The following is a 23,447-nucleotide window of genomic DNA, read 5'->3' as shown; positions in this document are numbered from 1 at the left end:
ATCATTAAAAGTAGAATGCAACAAAAAAATTTGCACATTTCACTTTCAATCGAGCTTTTCCCCTTGAAACACACCTGTTCCTTCAAGATATACACGCAGCGGCGCATACTGTTCATTATGCCAAAATGCTTCTGAATCAACCAGTATGGATGCATCTTGTCTCGCCGTTTCCAATGCTCGATAATCATGTACCATATCAGCTACCTTAAACTCTGGTAGACCACTTTGCTTACTTCCAAAGAAATCCCCAGGACCACGTAACTCTAAATCTTTTTCCGATAATACAAATCCATCATTTGTTTCCGTCATAATGCGCATACGCTCTTTCCCAGTTTCCGATTTCGGATCCGCAATTAACAAACAGTAAGATTGCTCACTCCCACGCCCAACACGACCTCGAAGCTGATGCAATTGCGATAAACCAAAACGTTCCGCATCATAAATTACCATAACTGTTGCATTCGGCACGTTAACACCAACCTCAACTACAGTTGTTGAAACAAGAATTTGCACTGTATTTTCACTAAATTGCTCCATCACCTCTTCTTTTTCTTGAGAAGATAAGCGTCCGTGCATTAATCCTACTTGAAATTTCCCTTGATAATGATGCATTAGCATGCTATGTAAATCAATTGCATTCTGCACATCAAGCTTTTCAGATTCTTCAATAAGTGGACAAATTACATAAGCTTGTCTCCCCTTCTTCACTTCCTTCTCCACAAAGCCAAGAACCCGTTCTAACATGTCATGTTTTGCCCAATACGTTTCAATCACTTTACGTCCAGCTGGCATTTCATCAATAATAGAAACATCCATCTCTCCAAAGGCTGTAATTGCCAATGTACGAGGAATAGGTGTTGCTGTCATAAACAACACATCTGGGCTCTCACCTTTCTCTCGCAAAACGCGACGCTGCGCTACACCAAAGCGATGTTGTTCATCAGTGATAACAAGTCCAAGTCTATGAAAAATGACCTCATCCTGAATTAAAGCATGCGTCCCAACAAGAACATCTATCTCGCCCTGTTCAAGTTTTGCTAAAATTTCACGACGACGTGCTCCTTTAACCGAGCTTGTTAATAATTCTACGTTCATATTAAAATGAGAAAATGTCTCTGCTAGTGACTGATAGTGTTGTTCTGCCAATATTTCAGTAGGAACCATTAACGCTCCCTGATAATAGGCAAGTTTTGCTGCATAAAGAGCAATCGCAGCTACGACCGTTTTTCCCGATCCAACATCTCCTTGTAATAACCGATTCATCCGATAAGGAGACTGCATATCTTTCATAACCTCAGAAACAACGCGGCGCTGCGCACCAGTGAGCGGGAATGGAAGCGCATCAGTGAACTCTTCTAATTCTTTCATAGAAATATCTTTTTTTGTCCCTTTTGAATTTTCTCTTTCTATCTTACGAAGAGTTTGCATTTTGAGCTGGAATAAGAAAAATTCTTCATATACAAATCGTCGACGCGCTTGCTTTAAATCTTCTTGTCCAACTGGAAAATGCAATGCCCGAAGTGCTTCATATCGAGGTAGCAACTTATAACGGCTTAATAAACCATCTGGTAACACTTCAACTATAGAGTTACCATATTCTTTTATAGCTTGTGCAATAAAACGTCGCATTTGCTTTACTGTTAATTTTCCTTTGACGGAATACACAGGTTCTACTTCTTGCTGACGTACAACTGGACCAAAGTGAAGCTCAGAAACAGAAATCGTCTGACGATGCTGATCCCATTTCCCAGTAATCGTCACCGTTTCATCAAGCTTCAATTTTTGCTTATAGTACGGTCTATTAAAACATACAGCTGTAATTAAATAGCGTCCAACAAGCACACGAACAGTAAGACGTGATTTTTTCTTTCCATAGTATTGTAATAAAGGAGCACTATGTACCTTCCCTTCCACTGTTACACGCTCTTCATGCTTCACTTCTGCCAGATCTTTCATCGCGTAGTCTTCATAACGGTACGGAAAATGCTCTAATAAGTGGGAAACTGTATAAATTCCCATCTCATGTAATAATTCAGATGTCTCTTCCCCGATTCCCTTTACATCCGTAATAGGAATTTGCACAACTTCATTCAAGATTTTCACGCTCCGTCACATCATTTTTCTTAGTTTTATTCAAGTATATTCTATATACCAATTTAGATAGATATACAATTCCATATAACTCATACATCTAATGTCGTCCTAGCTTGTAATCGCCCACTTCTGCCTTTTCTATTCTATCATAGGCATTCTAAAGGACACTAGCCTTATACATGATCACCTATATAAAACGATTTTGATTTTCTAACATATACGTCGCAGCTACAAAAACAAAAGGAGACATTCACTCTGCTTTCACATGACATGGGGTTAAAATAGGCAACCACCTCTATCCATGATCGGACCATCTCTACCGTCTAAAAAAAAGTTTTCTATCTATTTTTCAATTTGTATTTATATAAATGTCTACTTATTTAAACAAGCAAACTATGTGAATTTTTTATCATGTATAATTCGAAAAAAGATATATGAAAGAAAAGAGCCTCACTATAGCAGTAAGGCCCTTTTCTCATCCATATACTAGCCTTTTGAATAAGAACTGCAGACAATTTACGTCATTCATTCTTGCTCATTAGCAAATAAACAATTTTCCCCTTATTATCAAAAGGAATTTATCTTATTCTACAGAGAAAATGAAAGAATATACAGGTTGATTTCCTTGGTGTACCTCTACCTCTACCTCTTCAAACTTCTCTTCTACAAACGCAACTAATTCTGCAACCTCTTCATCTGTTGCATCTTCACCTTGCAAAATTGTTACGATCTCAGAATCTTCATCAATCATGCTTTCTAGCAGCTGCTTCCCTGCATCTACCTTTGTAGCATTTGTAGATACGATTTTCCCATCTGCAATACACATGAAATCATTTTTTTGAATCTCTACACCGTCAATTTCCGTATCACGAACTGCATACGTAATTTGACCTGTTTTCACATGCGTTAGCGCTTCTTTCATATTCTCTTCATTTTCTTCTAATGTTCCAGCTGGGTTAAATGCCAACATCGCAGCCATTCCTTGAGGAACAGTCTTTGAGCGAATAACAATAACTTCTTGATCAACAACAGAAGCAGCTTGTTCTGCTGCCATCACAATATTCCCGTTATTCGGTAAAATAATGATTTTTTCAGCATTTGTGTCTTCAATTGCTTTCACGATGTCCTCCGTACTCGGATTCATCGTTTGACCACCTTCGATAACCTCAGTTGCACCAATGCTCTCAAATAAGTTTTTAATACCGGATCCCATCGCTACAGTTACGATACCATACGGCTGTTTTTCTTTCTGTTCTTTCACTTCTTCATGCATTGGTGTTGGTCCATCTAATAGAGCAGTATGCTGTTCACGCATATTTTCTACTTTAATTTTAATCAAACTACCGTAACGTTGACCGTAGTTCATTGCATCCCCAGGATGTTCTGCATGAATATGAACTTTTACAATTTCATCGTCCGATACAACAAGTAGTGAATCTCCATATACACTAATATCTTCACGGAATTTTTGTTCAGAGAAATTATGTTCCTTTACTTTTTCAGGCTCTAATTTCACCATAAACTCCGTACAATATCCGTATTTAATATCTTCTGTACTCAATTGGCTTTGTACACTACGGTGATGTTCTGCACGTACCATTTCATTCATAGATGGTTGCGCAATTTCATCTGAAGAGATTGTCTCTCCTTTTAAGTCAGCTAAAAAGCCTTCGTATACAACAACAAGACCTTTACCACCGCTATCTACAACGCCAACTTGTTTTAATACAGGTAATAAATCTGGCGTACGATTTAACGATGCATTCGCTTCTTTTACAACGTCTTCCATAAACAAAACAAAGTCGCGTTGTTTTTTCGCAACTGTGACTGCATATTTAGCCGTTTCTCTTGCAACTGTTAAAATCGTTCCTTCAATCGGTTTCATAACCGCTTTATACGCTGTTTCTACACCAGCTTCTAAAGCTGCTGCAAAATCAACTGTTGTTAACTCTTCTTTTAGCTCAATAGACTTAGAGAAACCTCGGAATAATTGAGATAAAATAACTCCTGAGTTACCGCGCGCGCCCATCAATAATCCCTTTGCTAAGCTTACACCGACTTTACCAGCATGCTGCGAAGGGTTTGATTTTACTTCACGTGCGCCTGAAGTCATTGATAAATTCATATTTGTACCGGTATCGCCATCTGGAACTGGGAAAACGTTCAATGCATCAACAAGCTGAACATTGTTCGTTAAATTATTCGCTCCTTGAATAATCATTTGTGATAAACGTTTTCCATCAATTTTTTGAATTGACACAGATTTTCCTCCTTAATGCACATTACAAGTTTATTACTTTAACTCCTTGTACGTAGATGTTTACAGAATCTACTGCTAGTCCTACCGTTTGATCTAATGTATATTTCACTTTCGTTTGGACGTTATGTGCTACCTCTGAAATTTTTGTACCATAGCTCACAATAATATACATATCAATATGTACTTCATCTTCGTCTTTACGAACAATAACGCCTCTAGTGAAGTTTTCTTTTCGTAAAATGTCTGTTAATCCATCTTTTAATTGATTCTTTGAAGCCATACCAACGATACCGTAGCAATCTACCGCGGCACCTCCAGCAATTGTTGCAATTACATCTGTACTAATATCAATTTGACCGTACTTCGTTTTAATTTCAATTGACATCTCGTTTCCCCCTTCATTAATGGTGAAAGTGAGCTAGACTACTTTAATTACTATCATATAATCTTTTTAAAGAAAATTCCATCGTTCTTTCTTTTCGCTCTCATATTTATGACGAGCAAAATAGTCCATTGTTATTATACAACATGTACTACTATAATATGTCAAGTAATTTTTCTTGATTTTTACTTTTCTTTATTAACATTTGGTGTCAAGTAATTTTTCTTGATTTCTTTTTTATACACTGTTGCATTCTCTTTTTAGTTGTGTTAAATTATAGTAGTGTTTTTAGCATCGCATAAAAGACTAACATTGAAAAAATTACGTATGGTAAGGTAGTTAAGGGAGGGAAATATAGATGGCTCGTGTTTGTGCTATTACTGGAAGAAAAGCTCGTTCTGGTAACTCTCGTTCTCACGCAATGAACGCTACAAAACGTAAATGGGGCGCTAACCTTCAAAAAGTTCGCGTACGCATCGACGGTAAAGTTCAACGTGTTTACGTTTCTGCTAGAGCATTAAAATCTGGCAAAATCGAACGTGTTTAATAATAAAAAAAAGAGCCGATAGGCTCTTTTTTTATTATCCTCATGAAAAAAGCACCATTAATGGTGCTTTTTTAGTCCTTTTTAAAGGTATTTAACACCGCGCGAACAATTCCACCAAGAAATTTAGGTAACTTAATTGTATAAAATCTCATGGTTTCCCTCCTAACCCCCATTACTCCACTTGTTTACTATATGATGCAAGCAGCAAAAGTGTTTCTTTAATCAGTGCTTCTTATCACCATTAATATGCCAGAAGTAAATGAAAAAGTACCTTTTTCCACAATGAGTTCATTACTAATACAAAGCGTGGATCCCCATTCTATCGTTTTATCAGTGAGAGGATATTTAAAACCGCGAAGTGTAATACCATTTACAATTTCCGTAACAGGTACAAAGGATACGTATGGAAATTGTTCATTTTCTTCAATTGTATATGTGCCTACTTTTTTTACAGAGATTTCATTTTTATTGTCAACGATATACATTTCAGTATGCGCTTCTAATCCTTTTAAAAGCATTTGAATATTCGCTAATCCATGGTCAAGCCTTCCACCTGTAGCACCAAAAATACGAATCAATTTCGGCTTTTGCTCCAATGCCCAATGAATTGCAATTTCTAAATCCGTTTGATCTTTTTCCCGCGGAACAATATGTAACTCATCTGTCTGTTTTTGCATCCACGCTAATTCTTCACCTGTAACCGAGTCATAGTCACCAAATGCAACAGTAGGTGCGATTCCTCTTTGCAACAAATAATATACACCACGATCAACCGCAGCCCATACTACTTCCTCGTTTTCATAAAGAGAGAAATCGGCACAATACTCCTTAGGTCCTCCAGCTAAAATATGAATAATCATCTTTTCTTTCCCTTCTATAGAAAAAGGCAATCTGCCATTCGGTAGATTACCTTTTTTCACATTATCCCGTTCTTACAGGTCATGAAAGTTTTCTTACATCTATTCCTTATCCACGAATTATTCGAATTGCTTCACCGCGGTCTTTTTGATTGTAAACTGCCGATCCTGCTACAAGAACATTCGCTCCTGCTTCCACACAAAGTCTTGCAGTCTCAGTGTTTACACCACCATCAACTTCGATTTCTACTTGTAAATTACGCTCTTTGACCATCTCTGCAACTTGTTTAATTTTCGGTAATACAGAATGAATAAACTTCTGTCCACCAAACCCTGGATTTACTGTCATAAGTAATACCATATCAACATCTTCTAATACGTGTTCAATCATTGAAACTGGTGTGTGAGGATTTAATACAACCCCAGCTTTAATACCATGCGATTTAATTAATTGAATTGTACGATGTAAATGTGGGCAAGCCTCTACATGAACAGTAATAATATCCGCTCCAGCTTTTGCAAAAGTAGGAATATAGTTATCCGGATTTTCAATCATTAAATGTACATCTAATGGTAAAGATGTAATTGGACGAATCGCTTCTACAATTAATGGACCAATTGTAATGTTTGGAACAAAATGGCCGTCCATTACATCAACATGGATATAATCCGCTCCGCCCTTTTCTACATCTTTAATTTCTTCCCCTAGTTTGGAAAAATCTGCTGATAAAATCGATGGTGCAATTTTAATCATAATTAATACCTCGGCTTTCTCTCTCTAATTTCTTCTACAAATTGTTTGTAATGTTCATAACGATATTGCGTAATCTTTCCTTCTTCAACTGCAGCTTTTACCGCACATTTCGGCTCTGAAAGATGTGTACACCCTCTAAACTTACAGTATTGGCTTTCTTCTTTCAACTCTGGAAAACAATGCGTAAGATCTTCTACTTCTATGTCAATAAAATCAAGAGAGCTAAAACCAGGTGTATCTGCAACAAGACCGCTTCCTACTGCAATTAATTCCACATGTCTTGTCGTGTGCTTTCCACGTCCTAAATGAGAGGAAATATCATTCGTTTTTAACGCTAAATCTGGGCGTAATACATTTAACATGGAAGATTTACCCACACCAGACTGTCCTGCAACAACTGAGACACAACCTTCTAAAAATGGTTTGAGAATATCAATACTTTCCGATGTATTTATAGAAGTAAACAACACATCATATCCCATTTCACGATAATCATTCGCATAAGATTCAACAGTTTCTCGCATTTTTTCATCTACTAAATCCATTTTGCTAATACAAATAATCGGTTTAATGTTATGATGTTCAATTAATACGAGAAATCGATCTAATAACCCCGGATTAAAATCTGGTTCAACCGCTGAAAAAACAAGGATTGCTTGATCTACATTAGCAATTGGCGGTCTAACAAGTTCATTCTTCCGCTCAAAAACCTCTAAAACATAGCCTTCATTCGGATTATCCGCTTGAAAAACTACTTGATCTCCTACAAGCGGTGTAATTTTATTTTTTCTGAACACACCACGACCGCGACATTGTGTAATGCCATCTTCATGCTGCACATAATAAAAGCCACTCAAAGCTTTTACAATTTTTCCTTCTGCCATATAATTCTCCTTTATTCTATATAAAGTAAAATTTTTATCAGCCCTTCATCAAACAGACTTTTACATGCTTTGAGACGAGGTACTGCCAGCGAGTACTGGGATAAAACTAACTACCAGTTCAGATTCCCCTTTATTTTCACTTCACTTTTATGGCCGTTCTTCTATTTCAAAACGTAAATTTTCGCCATTTTTCCCATCCGCTACGTTAACAGCATAACAGGCAAGAACAACAAATTCCACTTTCCATACAAAGAAGGTGGAATCCATAATATGGAGACACACCTTTACTCAGCTGGATATGGTACATCTTTATCAATAATTGTCGTTCCATCTCGAACAATTTTATAATGACCTTTTGTTCCTTCTTGGATAACAAATGCTAAAGAAATAGTAGTTGACTCTGTTATCGTCCGTGTTTCAATCGGTTTATCCATTTTCTGCTGCATATCTTCTTTATATATCTCAATTGTTTGCGGTTTTTTCTCACCTACTACAGGAGACTCGTAAGGAATCGGGATGTTATCCACTTTTACTGTTTTCGTTACTTTTGGTTTCGGACCATCAGAGACAGTAATCGTTACTTTATCCCCTTCTTTTAGCGGTATTCCTGGTTTTGGTGATTGTGAAATTACCAGTCCTTTATCAACTGTATCTGAATATTCTCTTTTCACATCTGGAACCAGTTTCTTTTCACTTAAATAGCTATTCACGCTATTTTCAGTCCACCCAGAAAAATCAACAGGTCGAATTTGGTACGGACCTTTACTTATCCACACTTTTACATCTTGCTCAGCTTCAACAACCATTTGATCTGCCGTTGGAATTTGCTCAACAACTTCACCTTTTGGTTTTTCACTTTCAATATAGTATGGGACAATAATTTTATACTTCCCTTCTAATTCTTTTTTCAAGGTTTCAAAATCTTGCCCAATTAAATTACTCATCTTATTCTTTTGTTTTCCGCCAGATTGATAAATAGTGATTTTTGTATTTTCCTTTACAACTCTTCCCGCTGCTGGATTTGTTTTAATCACCTTTCCTGCTTCTACTTTATCTGTATAAACAATGTTAGGCTCAGCAACCTCAAAACCTTTCTCAACAAGTGCATTCACAGCTGCTTCATATTTCATACTAGACACATCTGGAATTTTCACTTCTTTCGGTATAAAGAACCCTGGAATCACAGTAAGGGCTAACGTTATACCGATTGCTAAAAGTAAAAATGTTGTAATTAAAATTTTCAACAATTTGTTACTTCGCTTTTTTTTCTCGTTTGGTTTCACTTCTTCATTTTTTATCTGTTCGTCTACCTTACTTCCATTCAATACAATTGTTTCATCACTTACATTTTCAAATAATTGTTCTTGTTGAATAATTGGAATTGCTTTCGTCGCTTCCATATCTTCAGGTATATAGAATGGTTGCTCATTAATCCGTTCTGGATATAAAGCTGTTTCAATGTCTCTTTTCATCGCATTAGCAGACTGATAGCGATGAAATGGATCTTTTGCGGTTGCTTTTAAAATAATATTTTCTACACTTTGTGGAATATCCGGATTCCATCGCTTTGGAGACGGCGTCTCATTTTGTAAGTGTTTTAAAGCTACCGCAACTGCCGATTCCCCTGAGAAAGGTTGACGACCTGTTAACAATTCAAACATAACAATCCCAAGTGAGTAAATATCCGATTGTTTATTTGCTATGCCTCCGCGCGCTTGTTCTGGCGACAAATAATGAACAGAACCGAGTACAGAGTTCGTATGCGTTATCGTCGTTGCACTTGTAGCTGTCGCAATACCAAAATCGGTCACTTTCACAATTCCATCATTCCGAATTAAGATGTTATGTGGTTTTATATCTCGATGGACAATTTCAAAATGATGAGCGTGTGCCATTGCAGATGTTAGCTGCTCCATAATATCAAGGGCTTCCCCTATAGGTAACATCCCACGCTGATTTATGTATTGCTTTAATGTTTGTCCAGGTACATATTCCATAACAAGATAATAAATTCCATCTTCTTCCCCAACATCATACATATTCACAATATTTGGATGCGACAACGTTGTAACAGATTGCGCTTCTCGATGAAAACGTTTAATAAACTCATCATTATTCGCATAATCGAGTCGTAGTATTTTTACCGCTACATCCCGGCCTAGTATATCATCATGAGCTAAATATACATTGGCCATTCCTCCGCCACCAATCATTTTTAGCAGCTTATAACGGTCGTTTAGGCGTTTTCCAATCATCACGTTGTTATTCACCTACTTTCGTTTGCCGAATCCACATAATCAACAATGACAAGAGTAATATTATCTTCTCCACCACGATCATTCGCAAGTTGAATAAGACGTTCTCCCTTTGTCTCGAGCTGTTCGTTTAATAGCAAAATTTTTCGCATATCATCCATAGCAACTTTATTTGATAATCCGTCAGAGCAAAGAAGCAATTGATCATTTTCTTCTAACACTAATGTTTTAACATCTAATCCAACTTTTTCTTCTGTTCCAAGCGCTCGTAAAAGCACGTTCTTTTTTGGATGATACTCTGCATCTTCTTTTGAAATTTCACCATACCTGACAAGTTCATTTACAAGTGAATGATCCTCAGTTATAAGTGAAATCTCACCATCTGATAACATGTAACAACGACTATCTCCTATATGTCCAATTGTTACAAACCCTGCCGTACAAATTGCAACAATAACAGTGGTTCCCATACCATTGCACTCTACATGTTGCTTCGAGTATTCGTATACCCTCTCGTTAATCATTTCAACGTTTATATGTAACCATTCTTCCGCCTTTTTTGGTGTATCCATACTATACGTTTGCTTCCAATAATCATGGAATAATTGAATGGCCATCGAGCTAGCAACATCGCCAGCTCGATGACCTCCCATTCCATCAGCTACTACAGCTAAAATATCTCCATCTAAATTATGAAAAACTCCTGCACTATCTTCATTATGTTGACGAACTTTACCTTTATCCGATAGAAACACGGCTTTCATCTTGTCACCTCGTCTCTTCTTTGCGCTCCTTTGCACGCAACTGACCGCAGGCAGCATCAATATCATGACCTTGTTCACGGCGAATCGTTACATTCACTCCACGGTCTTTTAGCGTTTTTTCAAATAAGAAAATTTGCTCACGTGGCGTTCTTACATAATCGCGCTCTGGTACGTAGTTTACCGGAATTAAGTTCACATGACACTTTACACCTTTTAACAATTGAGCAAGTTCTTCAGCGTGCTCAACTTGGTCATTTTCTCCTCCAAATAAACCATATTCAAATGTAATACGACGCCCCGTTCTATTTACATAGTATTTAATAGCTTCCATTAAATCTGGCAGCTTATATGCACGGTTAATTGGCATTAATTTTGAACGTAATTCTGTATTTGGAGCATGCAATGAAATCGCAAAGTTAATTTGCATATCTTCTTCAGCGAACTTATAAATTTTCGGGATAATTCCACTTGTTGAAACCGTCATATGACGCGCACCAATGTGGATTCCTTTTTCATGATTTACAATGCGTAGGAACGCCATTAAATTATCGTAATTATCAAACGGTTCTCCGATACCCATTACAACAAGAGAGCTCACGCGTTCTTCTGTCTCATCAAGCGCACGTTGAACCTCAACTACTTGTGCTACAATTTCCCCAGCCTCTAGATTTCGTTTTAAACCACCTAGTGTAGATGCACAAAATGTACAGCCAATACGACATCCAACTTGCGTTGTTACACAAATGGAATTTCCATATTCATGTCGCATTAATACTGTCTCAATAGAATACCCATCATATAATTGGAATAAAAATTTAATGGTTCCATCAGAAGATGTTTGTTTTACTAGCGTATTTAAAGTAGTAATATCAAAGGAATTCGACAATTTATCACGCAATCCTTTGGAAAGGTTTGTCATATCCTCATAATTTTTTACACGTTTTTTATATAACCAATCAAAAATTTGACCTGCACGGAATTTCGGTTCACCTTTTTCCTTTAACCAATCTTGCATTTCATGAAGTTGTAAAGAGTAAATAGATGGTTTTTTTGTTTCTAAATTTTTCTTTTGTTTTTTTACAGTCGTTTCCATGATGCTACACCTTCTTTCTTAAACAAGCAATATAAAAGCCATCTGTTGCAAAATAATGCGGTAAAATTTGTACTTGTCCCTCATTTATATAGGGACGTAATTTTTCTGGCATGCGTTCTTTCATAGTAGTATCCCATGTAAATTCAGGATGCTCTTGTAAAAATCGCTCTATCACTTGCTCATTTTCTATTTTTTCAATTGTGCACGTACTATAAACAAGGCGACCACCTGCTTTTAACAGAGGAGCTACCTTTTCTAGTATCGATAGCTGAATTGTCGACAGTCTTTCACTATCGCCTTTCTCTTTCCCTAATTTAATATCAGGTTTACGTCTAATTACACCAAACCCAGAACACGGTGCATCCACTAATATTTTATCAAAGCTTTCGCTTGCAAAATGCTCTTGAACTTTTCTGGCATCAAGTGCCTTTGTTTCAACATTTTCTAAATCAAGGCGCTTCGCTTGTTGCTGAATTAAACGAACTTTATGCGGATGTAAATCAAGCGACATCACCTGTCCAGTTCCCTTTAAGCGTTCTGCAATATGTGTTGTTTTCCCACCAGGTGCTGCGCAGCTATCTAGAACCATATCTCCTTCTTCTGGTTCTAGAGCACGTGCAACAAGCATTGAGCTTTCATCTTGAATAGAGAGGAAACCTTTTTGAAACGCTTCTGTATGCGCTACATTTCCTTTTTCAAGTTGGATAGCATCTTCGGATAAATCACCACGTTTTGCCTCTACGCCTTCATCTTCTAATAAGCTAATCGCTTCTTCTACTGTTCCCTTATCGACATTTACACGCGCTGCTGAAACAGGTGGAATCAAGTTCATTTCACACATTTTTTCCGCTGTTTCTAAATCATATGCTGCAGTCCACTCTTTTACAAGCCATTCTGGATGACTCGTTGCAACAGCAAGTCGCGATATCGGATTTTGTATTTCTTCTAAAGACGGCACACCTTCACGTTGAATTGAGCGCAGTACTCCATTTACCATTCCTGCAATCCCTTTATGACCACGGCGTTTTGCAATTTCAACCGCTTCATGAATTACCGCTCTTTCTGGAACACGATCTAAATATACCATTTGATATAGGGACAGACGTAGTAAAACTTTTACCCATGCCTCTACCTTTTTTCTTAAAAATGGTTGTAAATAATAATCAAGCGTATCACGACGTTGAATCGTTCCATAAACGATTTCTGTTAATAAACCAACATCTTTTCTATCAATTTGACTCTTCTCAATCAAGTTATTTAAAAGTAAGTTACTATAAGCACCACTTTTTTCAACTTGCATTAAACCATCAAGAGCTAACTCACGAACATTCTGTCTCATGCGTCTTCTCCTAACTTCGTCCCAATTTCAGGTTTTGTTCCACGTAAAAATTGTGAACAGCTCATACGTTTTTTACCAGATGGCTGCAGTTCAGTAATTTTAACACCCGTTTCATTCCCTGTTGCCACAACGAAACCATCTTCTTCAATCGCTACAATAGAACCCGCTTCAGCCTGCATAGTTACAGGAACTTTTTCGCCCCACCATACTTTTACAACTTGTCCTGCTAAAGTCGTATAAGCAACTGGCCACGGATTTAAACCACGAATATGGTTATATACTTCCTCTCCTGTTTTCGTCCAATCAATCTTTTCTTGTTCACGTTTAATATTGTAAGCAAATGTTACTTGATCCTCATTTTGTTTAATTGGTTCTAATTTCCCTTGTATTAAAAGTGGAACTGTTTTTGATAATAAATGCGCTCCAGCCTCACTCAATTTATCAAATAATGAACCAGTTGTTTCACGCTCTTCAATTTCCACTTCTACTTGCGTTAAAATATCACCAGCATCTAATTTTTCCACCATATACATAATTGTAATACCTGTTTTTTCTTTTCCTTGCATGATGGAATAATGGATTGGTGCACCACCGCGAAGCTCTGGCAGTAATGAAGCATGGACATTAATACATCCGTACTTCGGTGCTTCTAAAATTTCATTTGGCACAATTTGTCCAAACGCAGCTGTTACAATTAAATCGGGCTCTAATGCCAATACTTTTTCATATTCGTCTTTTTCACGAATTTTTAACGGTTGTAATACTGGGATACCATGTTTTTCCGCTTCCACCTTAACAGGTGTTGGTGTCATAACTTTTTTTCTGCCTACTGGACGATCTGGCTGCGTTACAACACCAATCACATCATATCCATCTTCAATAAGACGACGAAGCACCGGTACAGAAAAGTCCGGTGTTCCCATGAATACTACTTTTATCATTCAAAAACCGCTCCTTTTACATCTCTTCTAATTCATTTTCCTCGTAATATCTCGTCACTTTTGATGTAAACAACACACCGTGTAAATGATCGATTTCATGTTGGATTGCGCGTGCTAAAAAATCATTTGCTTCTAACAAAAAGATTTTACCACGACGATTTTGCGCACGTACTTTAATATACTCTGCACGCTCCACTTCACCATAAAGTCCCGGAAAGCTTAAGCAGCCTTCGGGACCTACTTGTTCACCACGTTTTTCTAAAATAACTGGATTAATCAGTTCGATTTTTCCAGTGTCATCACCAATATCAACAACTGCCACTTGCAAACTTACACCGACTTGCGGCGCTGCTAGACCGACTCCATCTGCAACTAACATTGTTTCGTGCATATCTTTTAACAAATTCACTAACTTTTTATCAAAGTTGATTACCCGTTCACATGGGGTTTCTAACACTTCATCTGGGTGCTTTACAATTTCTAAAACTGCCATATTTTCCTCCGCTACATTAACATTGTTGGATTAAAGTCGATTGAGATCTGCAAATCTTTTTGCATTTCTGCCTGATAATGTTCATTTACCATTTTAAGCACGTACTTTAAGTTTGGTTCCCGCTTGTATTTTATCATGCATTGGTATCGATATCTATCTTTTATCCTTGGAATTGCTGAAGCAACCGGTCCTAACACCATTGTTTGCTGTGAGCAATGCGTTCGTAAATAACCGACAATTTTTTCCGTTACTTGAACTGCTTTTAATAACTCTGGATGTGAAACGGTTACAAGTGCGACATAGTAATACGGCGGGTATTGCCTCATTTTTCTCATTTGCATTTCTTGTTCAAAAAATACATCGTACTGCTGATTCTTTGCCAGTTCTACGCTATAATGTTCTGGCGTATATGTTTGAATCACTACTTCTCCTGGTAATTCATGTCGACCTGCACGTCCACTCACCTGTGTCAATAACTGATACGTCTTCTCGCTTGCACGAAAATCCGGTAAATGCAGCATCGTATCAGCTGTTAAAACACCAACAAGCGTAACCATTGGAAAATCAAGCCCTTTAGCTATCATCTGTGTTCCAAGTAAGATATCAGCTTTCTCTTCACCAAAGGCTTTTAATAACTTTTCATGCATTCCTTTGCGACTCGTTGTATCAACATCCATACGAATAACCCTTGCCTCTGGAAATAGCTTTGTAATTTCTTCTTCTACCTTTTGTGTTCCTGTCCCAAAGAAACGAATATACGAACTGTTACAAGCAGGACAAGCAGTTGGCATACTTTCCTCATAACTACAATAGTGACATTTTAAACGATGATTCATTTTATGATAGGTGAGTGATATATCACAGTGTGGACATTGCACGACATAACCACAATCACGACACATGACAAACGTTGAATGGCCTCTTCGATTTAAAAAAAGAACCATTTGTTCTTTCTTTTCTAACCGGTCCGCTATCTTCTCATAAAGTAACTTGGAAAACATCGATCGATTTCCATCACGCAGTTCCTCACGCATGTCAACAATTTCTACTGTTGGCAACGCCTGTTCATTCATACGCTTTTGCATAGTTAGTAGCTCATAAACACCTTTTTTCGCTCTAGCAAACGATTCCAGTGTCGGTGTTGCACTGCCGAGCACAATTGGACAATTATGATATTGTCCTCGCCAAATCGCAACATCCCTAGCATGATATCTCGGATTATCTTCTTGTTTATAACTTGATTCATGTTCTTCATCAATAATAATAATTCCTAAGTTTTCAAATGGAGCAAAAATAGCAGAGCGTGCTCCAACAACAACCTTTACTTCTTTTCTTAAAATTTTTCGCCATTCATCATATTTTTCCCCAACAGAAAGAGCACTATGAAGAACTGCAACTTGCGAGCCAAATCGTCCTTTAAAACGGTCCACCATTTGTGGTGTTAATGCAATTTCAGGAACGAGTACAATGGCTTCCTTACCTTTTTTTAATACCGCAGCAATGGATTGCAAATACACTTCTGTTTTACCGCTTCCTGTAACACCATATAGTAAAAACGGATTATATGTTCCATCCTCAATAGATGACAAAATAGGCGTAATCACTTGGTTTTGTTCATCTGTGAGCGGAAATGGCTTTGTCTGTTCAAAAGCTTCGTCGTCATATGGGTTACGGTATACTTCAACATACTTTTCTAAAAGCAATCCTTTTTTTACAAGCGACTTCACAGGTGCATCTGTTATTTGCAGCTCTTCCGTTAATGTTTTTAATGCCACACTGTGATAATTTTCTACAAAATAATAAAGTACATCCTGTTGCTTTTTACTTTTCAGCTCAAATGCAGCTGCCTCTAATTGTTCCTGTGGCAATTCTGGTTGAACCACTCTTTGTTTCTTCTTTTGCACTTTATCCTTTACTTTATAGATGACTTCAATCGTTCCATTTACTATCTCTTTTTGAACTGTGCGATACATATGTGGGTGCGCGGCAACTTCTTCCCAATCTATCGCTTCTTTCCCTTGAAATAAATTACAAATTTCCGGCGCTACTTCTTCTGGTTTATGGAGCTGTAGTCGCTTTTTATAAGTTGCTTTTATTGCAGTTGGAAGCATAACTTGAAAAGCTGAAATCATATAACATAGCGTTTCATCTGTTAGCCAAAATCCAATTTTTAATAACTCTTCATTTAAAACTGGGGTAACATCTAGTATTTCATACAACGCTTTTAACTTCTTACTTTCCACATCAACTGAATCTTTTATTTCAATAATAAAACCTTGTAATTTCCTTGGACCAAACGGAACGACTACACGCATACCTGTTTGTACAATATCTTCCCATTTCTTAGGGATTATATAATCAAACGGGCGATCTGTTTGCCGTGCCGGTACATCAACAATTACACTTGCAAATTTCATACACGATCCTCTTCTAACATTGCTTCAATTTGCATTAAAATTTCATGTGCAACTTCTTTCTTTGTTAAAAGAGGCAATCGAATAATTTCTCCATCTTTTCTATACATTGTTACAATATTTGTATCCGTACCAAATCCTGCGCCTTGCGCTTTCACATCATTTGCTACAATCATATTCGCATTTTTTTCACGTAACTTTTTCGTTGCATATTCTTCTATATTTGTCGTTTCAGCAGCAAAACCGATAAGAAGTTGATGCTCCTTTTTCTCCCCGAGAGTTTTCAAAATATCAATTGTTCTTTCTAACTCAATAACTGCATCGCCACTTTTCTTTTTCATCTTCTGATCATGCACAAATTTTGGGCGATAATCTGCTACTGCTGCTGTTTTAATAACGACATCCATAGATCCATAATGTTGCATGACAGCTTCTAACATATCTTGTGCAGATTCTACTTGCACAGTTGTTACATTTACAGGTGGTGTGATTGCAGTTGGACCGGAAACAAGTATTACATCCGCTCCTAAGTGAGCAGCAACTTCCGCTAGCGCATACCCCATTTTCCCTGAAGAAAAATTCGTCATAAAACGTACTGGATCAATCTTCTCACGAGTTGGACCAGCAGTTACTAAAATTTTCTTTCCTTTTAATGGTTTATGTTCTGAAAAAGCTTCTTGTAACCGATTAATAATTGTTTCCGGTTCCTCTAATCGACCTTTCGCAACATACCCGCATGCTAAAAAACCTTCTCCAGGCTCAATAAATGTATATCCCAATGCTTTTAACGTCATCATATTCTTTTGAACAATTTTATTTTCATACATATGCACATTCATAGCAGGTGCAATCCAGACTGGAGCTGTAGTAGCTAACAATGTTGTTGTAATCATATCATCAGCAATACCATTTGCTAGTTTTCCGATACAATTTGCTGTTGCTGGAGCAACAAGCACAATGTCTGCCCAATCTGCTAAATCAATATGAGCGATAACTGCTGAATCTTTTTCATCAAATGTATCCGTATATACATCATGGCGAGAAAGCGCTTGAAATGTAAGAGGTGTAACAAATTTCATCGCCGATTCACTCATCATTACTTTTACAAGTGCCCCTGCTTGTGTTAATTTACTCGTTAACGCAGCTGCCTTAAAAACAGCGATGCCCCCTGTCACACATAGAAGTATCTTTTTCTCTTTTAGCATATGACTCGTCCTCTTTCTTTTTCAAACTTATTCTGCTGGAATGTATTCATTCCAGTTCGTCAGTGCCAGTATTTCATTAAACAAAAAGCTATGTCTTTTTAGCTCTATCGTAAAAAAATAACAACCTACTTGTAAATAGGTTGTTACCGTTACATAGAAAAGTATAAATTCTATGTTTTCATTTGTCGAAGAGAATGCCTTAATCAGATACTTTCTCTTCGCTTGGTACATAATTTAATGCTTCTGCATCGATTTCTTCCAACGCTTTTCCTACACATTTATGAGAAACAGGTTTTTCAATTGCACAGTTGTTAGCTATTTGCATTTCACGAGCGCGTTTTGCAGCTACCGTTACTAATGTATATTTAGAGTCGATTTTTTTTAGTAATGAATCAATTGATGGATTTAACATATTATATACCCTCCGTCATTTCTTTATAATATTTCGCTACTCTTTCTCGGCGGCAATGTTCACCAACCACAATAGCTTTAATGCGATCACAAGCAAGTTCTACTTTATCATTTTCTACTACATAGTCATAAGCGTCCATCATCTCGATTTCTTCTTTTGCTACAGTTAAACGATTTTCAATAACATCCTCAGTCTCTGTACCACGACCCACGATGCGATTCTTAAGCTCTGATAAGCTTGGAGGAGCTAAGAAAATAAATACACCTTCAGGGAAAGCTTTCTTTACTTGGATTGCTCCTTGTACTTCAATTTCTAAGAACACATCTTTTCCTTCTTGCAATGTCTTTTCAACATAATCGATTGGTGTTCCATAGTAATTCCCAACGAACTCTGCCCACTCAAGTAGCTTTTCGTTACGAATCATTTCTTCAAACTCTTCTCTCTCTTTAAAGAAATAATCCACACCATCTACTTCACCTTCACGTGGCTTACGTGTCGTTACTGAAATAGAGTATTGGAATTTTGTATCTTCATGGCTGAACAATTCTTTTCGAACTGTCCCTTTCCCAACGCCAGAAGGTCCTGAAAGAACGATGAGCAACCCTCTTCTACTTCTCATAAATATGTAAAACCTACCCTTCCTCACTTAAATCTTCTTTATTATTTAAACGATGTGCAATCGTCTCTGGTTGAATTGGACTTAATACAATATGTCCATCATCCATAACAATAACCGCCCTTGTTTTTCTCCCATACGTAGCATCTAATAACACGTTATGTTCACGCGCTTCCTGCACTGTTCGTTTAATAGGAGCTGACTCCGGACTTACAATTGCAATAATTCGATGAGCAGATACGATATTTCCATATCCAATATTTAAAAACCGCATGGCCATAGTTTGCGCCTCCTAGTAAGTCTATCCGATTTCCCCACCACGTATAACTTTATATATTTTTTGACAGCTACTCAATATTTTGTACCTGTTCACGAATTTTTTCAAGATTATTTTTCATTTCTACAACATATTTTGAAATTGTTAAGTCGTTTGCCTTAGAACCAATTGTATTAATTTCACGATGCATCTCCTGTACGATAAAGTCCATTTTTCTTCCAACAGGCTCTGCAATCTCAAGCGCTTCTTGAAATTGATCCAAGTGACTTTGCAAACGAACTAATTCTTCATGAATATCACACCGCTCTGCAAACATCGCTACTTCTGTCAGCAGTCGTTGTTCATCTAAATCCTGATTATGTAATTCCTTTAAGCGATTTTCTAATCGCTCACGATATTTTTGAATCACAATCGGTGCGTGCGGAATAATCGCATTTACACAATTATGAATCTCTTGTAGACGATATACTATATCTTTATGTAAGCGTTCTCCTTCGCCATCTCTCATTGTTTTTAACATACTAGCAGCTTGGCGAACAGCTTCATATAAACTTTGTTCAAATTGTTCATTTTCATTTTCCATTTCCTCAATTGCCGTTACTTCTGGCATCTCCATGAGTTGTTGAAGCGTAATGGAATCTTGTAATTGAAATTTTGTTTTCACGTCTTCCATAATGGATTTGTACTGCTCAAGAAGTGGCCAATTCACACTCAGCTTTCTTTCCACAAGCCCTTCACCCGTAATGCTAACAGACACTTCAATACGTCCGCGGCGAACTTGTTCTGCAATTAACTTACGAATTTTGTCCTCAAAAACCATCATTTGTTTCGGAAGTCGAATGTTCATCTCTAAAAACCGATGATTCACTGACTTCATTTCTACTGTAATTTGAAAAGTTTCGTTTTCTACCTTCGACCTTCCAAAACCTGTCATACTAGAAATCATTTTTATCACATCCACGCCATGAAATAACTCAATGAAAAAGGTAATAGAGATGCAACTCTACTACCTTTCGTAAATTATATCACATTTTCATATCATTGACTATTTCAAGTTTAGCCCTTTCTTATACAACACACGCTTCTTCTTCTCCTTTTTCCCTGTCAATAAAGAGCCCACTAATAAAAATGTTGGAATAGACGATAGACCAACAATTAATAACCAATCTCTCGCTTGAACTGGCATCGTACTAAAAATCGGTTGCAATGGTGGATAATAAATAACCACAAGCATTAATAACACCGAGATAATAACTGCTCCAACCAAATACACGTTTCCAAAAGGATTACGATGGAATATAGAATGTTCACTTCGGCAATCAAATACATGAATAAGCTGCGCTAAAACTAATGTAGCAAAAGCTACTGTTTGTGCATATTTCAATTCATTTGGATGTTGATTAAACGCAATAATAAATGCGAGCAAGGTTACAATACCAATTAAAAAGCCACGGCTCACAATTTTCCAAGCCAATCCTCTCGCAAAAACCCCTTCTTTCGGATGACGTGGATTTCTTCGCATTACATCTCCCTCAGCTTTATCTAACCCTAATGCCATTGCAGGTAAACCATCTGTTACTAAATTGACCCATAAAATTTGAATTGGAACCATCGGAAGTGGCAGTGCGAGCATCATCGCAAATAACATAACCAAAATTTCTCCAACATTTGATGCCAATAAATAACGAATGAATTTTCGAATATTTTCATATATATTTCTTCCCTCTTTAATTGCCGATTTAATCGTGGCAAAGTTATCATCTAACAATACAAGAGAAGACGCTTCTTTTGCTACATCCGTTCCTGTAATCCCCATCGCTATCCCAATATCAGCTGTTTTTATTGCTGGAGCATCATTTACTCCATCACCTGTCATTGCAACAATATGATCTTTATTTTGAAGAGCTTTGACAATTTTCAACTTATGTTCCGGTGATACACGCGCAAATACATAAGTATCTTCCACAATATTCTCTAGTTCATCTACAGACATATTTGCTAATTCTACTCCTTCTATAACACGACCGTTCGGCGGTAAAATCCCTAACTGCTCCGCAATTGCCATCGCTGTTACTTTATGATCACCTGTAATCATTACCGTTTTAATACCAGCCTCTTTACACTCTTTTACAGCCTGTTTTACTTCTGGTCTTGGTGGATCTATCATTCCTTGTATCCCGACAAGCATAAAGTCTTTTTCTACTTCTCTTTCATGTTCAATTGAATCCGTAACTTTTAACGGCTTAAAAGCCACTGCAATTGTTCTAAGCGCTTGACTTCCAAGACTATGAATAGCCGCCTGTACTTCTTTACGATACAATTCACTTAAAGGTTGCTGTTTATTTCCCCACAAAATGGTTTGACTCATTTGTAAAAGAACATCCGGTGCTCCTTTTGTGACTACAAATTTTTTACCATCACGATCGCGGACAATCACACTCATCATTTTACGTGTGGAATCAAATGGGAACTCATGAATAATTTCAAATTTCTCTTTTAAAGCTTCACGTGATACTCCCGCTTTCATCGCTGCTGCAACAAGTGCTCCTTCTGTCGGATCTCCATCTAAAACATACGTTTTTTTCTTTTTTACAATACTCGCGTTATTACATAGACACCCGAATGTTAATAATTGATATAACGACCTTGTCGATGTTGGATTAATCTTCTGCTCATCTTTCATAAACGATCCAGTAGGTTCATAGCCTTGCCCTGTTACATACCATGTTTCGCCACCTGACCACATATGTGTTACCATCATTTTATTTTGTGTCATCGTTCCTGTTTTGTCCGAACAAATAACAGAAGCACATCCTAAAGTTTCTACCGCTGGTAATTTTCGAACAATCGCTCTCTTTTTAATCATACGCTGTACACCGAGTGACAATGCGACCGTAACAATTGCTGGTAATCCTTCTGGAATTGCCGCAACAGCAAGTGACACACCCGCCAAGAACATATGGTACACTTCATTTCCTTGATACACTCCAGCTAATACAACAAGCGTCGTTAAGATAAGGGCAACAACGATTAGAATCTTTCCAAGTTGTTCTAACCTTCTTTGCAGCGGTGTTTCCATTTGCTCTGCATTTTGTAACATATTTGCAATCTGTCCCATTGCAGTATTCATCCCTGTCCCTACTACTACGCCTATTCCTGATCCTCTCGTTATCATCGTCCCCATAAAAGCCATATTTCTTTGATCACCAATCGCAACATTTTCACCTTGTAATGCTTCTACCTTCTTTTGAACAGGTACAGATTCACCTGTTAAAGCTGATTCTTCAATATATAAACTAGATGCTTCAATAAGACGAATGTCTGCTCCAATACGATCCCCGCTAGAAAATTTAATGACATCACCAAGAACAAGAGCTTTTGATGGCGCCTTTATCCATTTTCCATTTCGTAAAACTGTTACTTGTGGGGCGGCTAGTTCCTTTAAAGCTTCGAGTGATTTTTCTGCTTTTCGTTCCTGAAAAAAACCAAGGATCCCATTAATAATCACAATTGCCACAATCGCAATTGCATCAATATACTCTCCTAAAAACGCTGAAATAATTGTTGCACCAAATAAAACAAGCACCATAAAATCTTTAAATTGTGATAAAAATACAACGAGTGCAGAAGGCCGCTTTGCTTCTTGCAATTCATTTGGACCTAGTTTCTTTAAGCGTCCTTCCGCTTCTTGCTCTGACAGCCCTACCTTCACATTTGTATTCGTTCGTTCTTCCACTTCATGCGCACGCATTTCATACCAATTCATCTCGCTATCGACCTCCTGATTGCAGACATGCTCTAATGAAAGCTTATTCAGCCCCGTCCAAAAAAATGCTATAATTAACATTTAGTTAGAAAGG

At 37.3% G+C, this 23,447-nt stretch carries 21 protein-coding genes; 1 reads left to right on the top strand and 20 read right to left on the bottom strand.

Annotation, left to right across the window (positions count from 1 at the left end):
• Nucleotides 1-45: 45 nt before the first annotated feature.
• The 3 genes from recG to CN288_RS04195 form a co-directional block, all read right to left on the bottom strand.
• A complete protein-coding gene (gene recG, locus CN288_RS04205; protein WP_026590296.1) occupies nucleotides 46-2,094 on the bottom strand; it encodes an ATP-dependent DNA helicase RecG in 2,049 nt (682 codons plus the stop codon).
• A gap of 583 nt (nucleotides 2,095-2,677) precedes the next feature.
• Complete coding sequence (locus CN288_RS04200; RefSeq protein ID WP_026590295.1) at nucleotides 2,678-4,354, bottom strand: DAK2 domain-containing protein; 1,677 nt, start codon at nucleotides 4,352-4,354, stop codon at nucleotides 2,678-2,680.
• Between the two features lie 22 nt (nucleotides 4,355-4,376).
• Complete coding sequence (locus CN288_RS04195; RefSeq protein WP_000021109.1) at nucleotides 4,377-4,739, bottom strand: Asp23/Gls24 family envelope stress response protein; 363 nt, start codon at nucleotides 4,737-4,739, stop codon at nucleotides 4,377-4,379.
• 355 nt (nucleotides 4,740-5,094) lie between these two features.
• On the opposite strand from CN288_RS04195, the gene rpmB reads away from it, so the two are divergent.
• Nucleotides 5,095-5,283, top strand: a complete 189-nt coding sequence (gene rpmB, locus CN288_RS04190) for a 50S ribosomal protein L28 (protein WP_000124776.1) — start codon at nucleotides 5,095-5,097, stop codon at nucleotides 5,281-5,283.
• Nucleotides 5,284-5,354: 71 nt separating this feature from the next.
• On the opposite strand, the gene spoVM is transcribed toward rpmB, so the two are convergent.
• The 17 genes from spoVM to CN288_RS04105 form a co-directional block, all read right to left on the bottom strand.
• Nucleotides 5,355-5,435 carry a stage V sporulation protein SpoVM gene (spoVM, locus tag CN288_RS04185; RefSeq protein ID WP_001213600.1) on the bottom strand — a complete coding sequence of 27 codons (81 nt, stop codon included), beginning with the start codon at nucleotides 5,433-5,435 and terminating at the stop codon, nucleotides 5,355-5,357.
• Between the two features lie 66 nt (nucleotides 5,436-5,501).
• Nucleotides 5,502-6,143, bottom strand: coding sequence for a thiamine diphosphokinase (locus tag CN288_RS04180; RefSeq protein WP_090687121.1), 642 nt, complete (start codon nucleotides 6,141-6,143; stop codon nucleotides 5,502-5,504).
• A 106-nt stretch (nucleotides 6,144-6,249) separates the two neighbouring features.
• On the bottom strand, nucleotides 6,250-6,894 hold the full coding sequence (gene rpe, locus CN288_RS04175) for a ribulose-phosphate 3-epimerase (protein WP_026590293.1): 645 nt from the start codon (nucleotides 6,892-6,894) through the stop codon (nucleotides 6,250-6,252).
• 2 nt (nucleotides 6,895-6,896) lie between these two features.
• Nucleotides 6,897-7,778: a ribosome small subunit-dependent GTPase A gene (rsgA, locus tag CN288_RS04170; protein WP_026590292.1), complete on the bottom strand. Its 882-nt coding sequence runs from the start codon at nucleotides 7,776-7,778 to the stop codon at nucleotides 6,897-6,899.
• A gap of 284 nt (nucleotides 7,779-8,062) precedes the next feature.
• A complete protein-coding gene (gene pknB, locus CN288_RS04165; RefSeq protein WP_090687124.1) occupies nucleotides 8,063-10,036 on the bottom strand; it encodes a Stk1 family PASTA domain-containing Ser/Thr kinase in 1,974 nt (657 codons plus the stop codon).
• Nucleotides 10,037-10,044: 8 nt separating this feature from the next.
• Nucleotides 10,045-10,797: a Stp1/IreP family PP2C-type Ser/Thr phosphatase gene (locus tag CN288_RS04160; RefSeq protein WP_026590290.1), complete on the bottom strand. Its 753-nt coding sequence runs from the start codon at nucleotides 10,795-10,797 to the stop codon at nucleotides 10,045-10,047.
• Between the two features lie 4 nt (nucleotides 10,798-10,801).
• A complete protein-coding gene (gene rlmN, locus CN288_RS04155; protein ID WP_026590289.1) occupies nucleotides 10,802-11,890 on the bottom strand; it encodes a 23S rRNA (adenine(2503)-C(2))-methyltransferase RlmN in 1,089 nt (362 codons plus the stop codon).
• Between the two features lie 4 nt (nucleotides 11,891-11,894).
• Nucleotides 11,895-13,229 (bottom strand): 16S rRNA (cytosine(967)-C(5))-methyltransferase RsmB, encoded by a 1,335-nt coding sequence (rsmB, locus tag CN288_RS04150; protein ID WP_026590288.1) that lies wholly within the window; start codon nucleotides 13,227-13,229, stop codon nucleotides 11,895-11,897.
• Entirely contained in the window at nucleotides 13,226-14,170 is a 945-nt protein-coding gene (fmt, locus tag CN288_RS04145; RefSeq protein WP_026590287.1) for a methionyl-tRNA formyltransferase, read from the bottom strand. Before fmt ends, rsmB begins: the two co-directional genes overlap by 4 nt.
• A gap of 16 nt (nucleotides 14,171-14,186) precedes the next feature.
• Nucleotides 14,187-14,663 (bottom strand): peptide deformylase, encoded by a 477-nt coding sequence (gene def / locus CN288_RS04140; protein ID WP_026590286.1) that lies wholly within the window; start codon nucleotides 14,661-14,663, stop codon nucleotides 14,187-14,189.
• An 11-nt stretch (nucleotides 14,664-14,674) separates the two neighbouring features.
• Nucleotides 14,675-17,080, bottom strand: coding sequence for a primosomal protein N' (priA, locus tag CN288_RS04135; RefSeq protein ID WP_026590285.1), 2,406 nt, complete (start codon nucleotides 17,078-17,080; stop codon nucleotides 14,675-14,677).
• Nucleotides 17,077-18,282, bottom strand: coding sequence for a bifunctional phosphopantothenoylcysteine decarboxylase/phosphopantothenate--cysteine ligase CoaBC (gene coaBC, locus CN288_RS04130; protein ID WP_090687129.1), 1,206 nt, complete (start codon nucleotides 18,280-18,282; stop codon nucleotides 17,077-17,079). Before coaBC ends, priA begins: the two co-directional genes overlap by 4 nt.
• A gap of 199 nt (nucleotides 18,283-18,481) precedes the next feature.
• Nucleotides 18,482-18,694 (bottom strand): DNA-directed RNA polymerase subunit omega, encoded by a 213-nt coding sequence (gene rpoZ / locus CN288_RS04125; RefSeq protein ID WP_026590283.1) that lies wholly within the window; start codon nucleotides 18,692-18,694, stop codon nucleotides 18,482-18,484.
• 1 nt (nucleotide 18,695) lies between these two features.
• Nucleotides 18,696-19,313: a guanylate kinase gene (gene gmk, locus CN288_RS04120; RefSeq protein ID WP_026590282.1), complete on the bottom strand. Its 618-nt coding sequence runs from the start codon at nucleotides 19,311-19,313 to the stop codon at nucleotides 18,696-18,698.
• Between the two features lie 13 nt (nucleotides 19,314-19,326).
• Complete coding sequence (gene remA, locus CN288_RS04115; protein ID WP_001251459.1) at nucleotides 19,327-19,590, bottom strand: extracellular matrix/biofilm regulator RemA; 264 nt, start codon at nucleotides 19,588-19,590, stop codon at nucleotides 19,327-19,329.
• A gap of 67 nt (nucleotides 19,591-19,657) precedes the next feature.
• Nucleotides 19,658-20,533, bottom strand: coding sequence for a YicC/YloC family endoribonuclease (locus CN288_RS04110; RefSeq protein WP_026590281.1), 876 nt, complete (start codon nucleotides 20,531-20,533; stop codon nucleotides 19,658-19,660).
• A gap of 99 nt (nucleotides 20,534-20,632) precedes the next feature.
• On the bottom strand, nucleotides 20,633-23,353 hold the full coding sequence (locus CN288_RS04105) for a calcium-translocating P-type ATPase, SERCA-type (protein ID WP_026590280.1): 2,721 nt from the start codon (nucleotides 23,351-23,353) through the stop codon (nucleotides 20,633-20,635).
• Nucleotides 23,354-23,447 lie beyond the last annotated feature (94 nt).

It is taken from the genome of Bacillus sp. AFS023182, assembly GCF_002560575.1.
Classification (GTDB): domain Bacteria; phylum Bacillota; class Bacilli; order Bacillales; family Bacillaceae_G; genus Bacillus_A; species Bacillus_A arachidis.
This window is presented reverse-complemented; position numbering and strand designations above follow the sequence as displayed.

What these genes read in the sequence shown, in the direction of transcription:
- CN288_RS04195 (WP_000021109.1), bottom strand. Translation starts at nt 4,739, where the DNA reads ATGTCAATTGAAATTAAAACGAAGTACGGTCAAATTGATATTAGTACA.
- rpmB (WP_000124776.1), top strand. Translation starts at nt 5,095, where the DNA reads ATGGCTCGTGTTTGTGCTATTACTGGAAGAAAAGCTCGTTCTGGTAAC.
- spoVM (WP_001213600.1), bottom strand. Translation starts at nt 5,435, where the DNA reads ATGAGATTTTATACAATTAAGTTACCTAAATTTCTTGGTGGAATTGTT.
- CN288_RS04180 (WP_090687121.1), bottom strand. Translation starts at nt 6,143, where the DNA reads ATGATTATTCATATTTTAGCTGGAGGACCTAAGGAGTATTGTGCCGAT.
- rpe (WP_026590293.1), bottom strand. Translation starts at nt 6,894, where the DNA reads ATGATTAAAATTGCACCATCGATTTTATCAGCAGATTTTTCCAAACTA.
- rsgA (WP_026590292.1), bottom strand. Translation starts at nt 7,778, where the DNA reads ATGGCAGAAGGAAAAATTGTAAAAGCTTTGAGTGGCTTTTATTATGTG.
- CN288_RS04160 (WP_026590290.1), bottom strand. Translation starts at nt 10,797, where the DNA reads ATGAAAGCCGTGTTTCTATCGGATAAAGGTAAAGTTCGTCAACATAAT.
- rlmN (WP_026590289.1), bottom strand. Translation starts at nt 11,890, where the DNA reads ATGGAAACGACTGTAAAAAAACAAAAGAAAAATTTAGAAACAAAAAAA.
- rsmB (WP_026590288.1), bottom strand. Translation starts at nt 13,229, where the DNA reads ATGAGACAGAATGTTCGTGAGTTAGCTCTTGATGGTTTAATGCAAGTT.
- fmt (WP_026590287.1), bottom strand. Translation starts at nt 14,170, where the DNA reads ATGATAAAAGTAGTATTCATGGGAACACCGGACTTTTCTGTACCGGTG.
- def (WP_026590286.1), bottom strand. Translation starts at nt 14,663, where the DNA reads ATGGCAGTTTTAGAAATTGTAAAGCACCCAGATGAAGTGTTAGAAACC.
- priA (WP_026590285.1), bottom strand. Translation starts at nt 17,080, where the DNA reads ATGAAATTTGCAAGTGTAATTGTTGATGTACCGGCACGGCAAACAGAT.
- coaBC (WP_090687129.1), bottom strand. Translation starts at nt 18,282, where the DNA reads ATGCTAAAAGAGAAAAAGATACTTCTATGTGTGACAGGGGGCATCGCT.
- rpoZ (WP_026590283.1), bottom strand. Translation starts at nt 18,694, where the DNA reads ATGTTAAATCCATCAATTGATTCATTACTAAAAAAAATCGACTCTAAA.
- gmk (WP_026590282.1), bottom strand. Translation starts at nt 19,313, where the DNA reads ATGAGAAGTAGAAGAGGGTTGCTCATCGTTCTTTCAGGACCTTCTGGC.
- remA (WP_001251459.1), bottom strand. Translation starts at nt 19,590, where the DNA reads ATGGCCATGCGGTTTTTAAATATTGGATATGGAAATATCGTATCTGCT.
- CN288_RS04110 (WP_026590281.1), bottom strand. Translation starts at nt 20,533, where the DNA reads ATGATTTCTAGTATGACAGGTTTTGGAAGGTCGAAGGTAGAAAACGAA.
- CN288_RS04105 (WP_026590280.1), bottom strand. Translation starts at nt 23,353, where the DNA reads ATGAATTGGTATGAAATGCGTGCGCATGAAGTGGAAGAACGAACGAAT.